The sequence below is a fragment of the Xanthomonas sp. SHU 199 genome (genome assembly GCF_000364665.1).
GTDB lineage: Bacteria > Pseudomonadota > Gammaproteobacteria > Xanthomonadales > Xanthomonadaceae > Xanthomonas_A > Xanthomonas_A sontii.
This window is the reverse complement of the sequence record NZ_AQOI01000232.1, coordinates 1-4,258: the sequence shown is the minus strand read 5'-3', so window position 1 is coordinate 4,258 and position 4,258 is coordinate 1. Positions and strand designations below refer to the sequence as shown.

Annotated in this window: 3 protein-coding genes; 1 reads left to right on the top strand and 2 read right to left on the bottom strand. The window is 70.3% G+C overall.

The features are described from left to right. Together D183_RS0109365 and D183_RS0109360 are read right to left on the bottom strand one after the other, a co-directional pair. Window positions 1–1,820, bottom strand: a 1,820-nt coding sequence (locus D183_RS0109365; RefSeq protein ID WP_039726768.1) for a putative inorganic carbon transporter subunit DabA, incomplete at its 3' end; no start/stop codon positions are given. A 25-nt stretch (window positions 1,821–1,845) separates the two neighbouring features. Then, entirely contained in the window at window positions 1,846–3,417 is a 1,572-nt protein-coding gene (locus tag D183_RS0109360; RefSeq protein ID WP_017908758.1) for a proton-conducting transporter transmembrane domain-containing protein, read from the bottom strand. A gap of 107 nt (window positions 3,418–3,524) precedes the next feature. On the opposite strand from D183_RS0109360, the gene D183_RS0109355 reads away from it, so the two are divergent. Beyond that, window positions 3,525–4,258 (top strand): LysR family transcriptional regulator (locus D183_RS0109355; protein ID WP_017908757.1); only part of this gene is annotated, 734 nt, incomplete at its 3' end.

The window sequence follows — 4,258 nt, the reverse complement described above, 5'->3', positions numbered from 1 at the left end:
GCGCGTGGCAGGCGCAGCGCGCGCTCGCCGCGCGCCAGCGCGCCGGCGGCATGCAACCAACGCGCCGCCTGGTCGAGGTCGGCGGCATGCGCGGGCGAAGCATGGTCGGCGCTGTAGAGCGTGACCGCATCGGTCGTGGTGTCGTGCAGGGCGCCGACGAACAGCGTGTCGGTGGGAATGGCGATGCCGCGCTCGGCAAGCCCGGCGCGCACCTCGGGGTCGTTGAGCAGCGCGGCGAGCAGCCGCGCGTTCACTTCGCCCGAGTAGCCGCCGCAGGCGCCGCAGTGCAGGGCGCTGGCATGGGGGTTGTTGACCACGTTTGCCCCGTGGCCGGCGATCACCACAAGTCGGGCGAACCCAGTGGTGAGCGACATCGCGGTGAGGATGCGCGTGGCCATGGTCAGCCGCGTGTCGAGGTCAAGCGCCTCGGCCGGGCGCGGCGCGGGATCGTTCGGCGCTGAGTGCCGCGTCAGTCCCAAGCCATCGCGCAGCAGCTTGGCGACGTAGATCGGGCCGGTGGCCTCGACGAAGGCGAACGAGGAAATGGCGGCCAGCTTGAAGCGCCCCCAGGCCCGCTTCGCGCGGGCCGCGATCCGTGCGGCGAGGTCCGCTTCGGCCACCGAGGGCGTCGCCTCTCCCGCGCAGGTGTGCACCGCTGGTGTCAGCAGCACCGGAAGGCGTGCCTCGACCACGTCCGACGCGAAGCGCCGATGGCCGATGCCCAGCCCGAAGAAGCCGGCGAATCCGAGGGTCTGGATGCCCGCATCGAGGCTTTCCAGCGCGCGGCGGAACACTTCCGAGCGTACGTCGATGCAGAAGGCCATCTGCAACGTCATCCGGTCGGGGGCGACCGGGGCCGAGGCGGGCGCTGCAAGCACGCTGCCGAGCCGCCGCTGTGCGGCTCGTTCGGCCGCTTCCTGCAGGATGCTGTCGACGACGTCGTCCGAAGTCGCCGCCACCGGCGTGGCGTAAGCGGCGACGGCGCTTCGCCACTGCGGCGCGATCACCGCGCCGAACTTGCCCAGCAGGGCGGCTTCCCAGCTGATGCGGATGGCGAGCAGATCGGTCACGCAGGCATCGGTTCCGCCGCTCAACTCCGCTTGCCAGAGCCGATAGCGGGCGACCTGGCTCCAGCCGCCCAGCGTGGTCAGCAGGCGGTGGAAATAGCCGTCCAGCGCGTCGGGCGCGAGGCCGAGGCGGGCGACGCCCTCGACGATCGCCTCTTCGGCAGTCGCTGGCGCGTCTGCCACCTGCTGTGCGAATCGGGTGAGTCCGGCGATTTCCGGTGTCAGATCGTGTGTCGCAACCAGCCGCCACGCGTTGTAGGCGCCGCCGGACTGCCCGGCGACCCACAGCGCCTGGCCTTGGTCGAAGTAGCTGGCGGCCCAGTGTCCGATGCGCTCTTCGACGATGCCCGGCCAGTCGACCAGCGACGCATCGCGTGCCAGATCGGCGACGGTCGGTATCGCCTGCGGGGCAGGGCGCGTGGCTTCGATGACGAGCTTCAGTGCGGACACGCTCGGCGGACGCAGCGCCGCCGGCGCGTTGTGCCAGGCCGCCTGCAGATCTTCTTCGGCGATCTCGCCGGACTGCAGTCGCTGCGCATACCAGTCGCGCGGCATGGTCACGGCGATGCCGGCGGCACGCCGCAGCCGCGCCGCCGCGATCGGCAGCGGTTCGCCGGTCTGGCCGATGAAGGGGTTGACCGCCACGCTCGAGGCGAGCGGCCAAAGCGGGGGAATGGCCCGCGCCGCACACGTGGCGGCGGCGATGATCAGCTCGTGAGACAAGGACGGTGCGTCGGTGGTGGTCATCAACATGGGGGGTGTCCTGGCGGTTAGGGAGTCACGAGGTCTTGCGGACGGACCAGCCGCCGAGCAGGCGATCGAGCGTGGCGTTGGCATACAGGCCATTGGCGAGATGCACGCGCAGTCCGGCGGCGGCCGGGTGCGTCGCCCACAGCGGGAACAGCGCCTGCGCCACCGCCACCAGGCCGAAGCTCAGCACCGCCAGCGCCATCAGCGTCCACTCCAGCCGACCCGGCGCCGGCGTTGCCGGCAGCACGCCGGCGGTCAGCCATTCGGCTGCACTCTGCAGCGCGAAATAGCCGACTGCGGCGGCACTGGCGTAGAGCGCGGTCCTGCGGGTGAGCGGGCGCGGCGCGGCATCGGCCAGACCCTGGGCCAGCAGGTAGGCCACGCCGAAGATCAGGATGGCGCCCAGGGCCAGCGCCTGCGGCGACTTGTGCCCGAAGCCGAAGGCGAACCCGAAGGCGGCGCCGATCACGACATAGATCGCCAGCGCGATCAGGAAGGCGCGGCACACCGCCGCCCCATTGGGCACGGCGACCGGCCCGGGCCGGCGAATGGACGCCACCTGCTCGACGGCGCCGCCGGAGGCCAGGAAGGCATGGGCCTTGTAGAGCGAGTGCGCGACGATGTGCAGCAGTGCCAGCGGGAACAGCGCCAGCCCGCACTGCAGGATCATGAAACCCATCTGCGCGACCGTGGACCAGGCCAGCGAGGTCTTGACCGCGGGTTGGGTCAGCATCACCAGCGCGCCGAACAGCGCGGTGAACCCGCCCAGCATGGCCAGCACGGCGAGTACGCCGGGGGCCGCCAGCATCAGGTCGGCGAAGCGGATCAGCAGGAAGCCGCCGCCGTTGACCACGCCGGCATGCAGCAGCGCCGACACCGGCGTGGGCGCCTCCATCATCTCGGTGAGCCAGCCATGGGTGGGGAACTGCGCCGATTTCAGCACCGCGGCCAGCGCCATCAAGGCGGCCGCCGCGGTAAGGACACCGCCATGCTGGCCGTTCCGCGCCAGCGTGTTGATGGTGGCGATGTCGGTGGTGCCCAGGCTCTTCCAGACAAGCAGCGCCGCGCAGATCAGGGCGATGGCGCCGATGCTGGAGAACAGGCGCTTCTTGCGCGCGGCGCGCTGCGCCGCCACGCGGTCGGGATAGAACAGCAGCAGACGATTGAGCGCGATGCTGGTGGCGATCCAGGCCACCACGACCTGGACCAGGTTGCCGGCCTGCACCAGCAGCAGCACCGCGGCGAGCGCGACGCACAGCCAGCCGGTGAAATAGCCCTGGCGTGCCTCGCCATCCAGATAGGTGCGGGTGTAGCGCACCACGATCCAGCCGACGAAGGCGACCAGCAGCAGCATCGTGGTGCTCACCGCATCGAGCCGGACCGACAGGCCGATGCCGCTCCATCCGATCAATGCGCTGCCGCCGGCGCCGCGGGCGATCAGCAGCGCCAGCGAGGCGATGGCGACGAGCAGTGCGCCGAGTGCGGCACTTTCGGCGAAGGCGGGGAGGAAGCGGGGGCGTCGGCCGTTGCGGACAAAGCCGAACACGGCCGCGACCAACAGCAGGAATGGGGCAGAAAGCGGCAGCAGATAGAGCGACAAGGCAATCCCCTTGGATCGAGCGCAGTGGCGGGCGGCGCCACGATAGCGATCGGCGGGGCTGAGCAAAAATTCATTGTTTTCACGATATCGTTCGTTATTATCGAACGATGGCCGCTTTGAACTACAACCACCTGCGTTACTTCTGGGCCGTCGCCCACGACGGCAACCTGACACGCACTGCCGAGCGGCTCAACCTCACCCAGTCCGCCTTGTCGGTGCAGATCCGCAAGCTGGAGGAGCGTTTGGGCCATGCACTGTTCGAGCGGCGCGGGCGGCAATTGCACCTGACCGAGGCGGGGCAGATCGCGCTGGACCACGCCGATGCGATCTTCGCCACCGGCGACGAACTGCTGGGCACGCTGCGGCAGACCGGCGCCGCGCGGCAGGCGCTGCGGGTCGGCTCGCTGGCCACGCTGTCGCGCAACTTCCAGCTGGAGTTCCTGCGGCCGCTGCTCGGCCGAACCGACATCGACCTGATCCTGCGCTCGGGCAGTGCCGGCGAACTGCTGCGGGCGCTGGAGGCGCTCAATCTCGACGTGGTCCTGCTCAACCAAGCGCCTGCCACCGACGCGCTGACCCCGTTCGTGACCCATCGGCTCGCCGAGCGCCCGGTCAGTTTGGTGGGCACGCCGGACCGGTTGGGTCATGCCGCCAGCATCGCCGATCGGCTTCGCCAGCATCCCATCATCCTGCCGACGGTGGACAACAGCGTGCGCGCGGGATTCGACGCCCTGGCCGATCGCCTGGGCGTGCGCCCGCAGATCGTGGCGGAAGTGGAGGACATGGCGATGATGCGCCTGCTGGCGCGCGAGGACATCGGCCTGGCCGTGCTCCCGCCGAT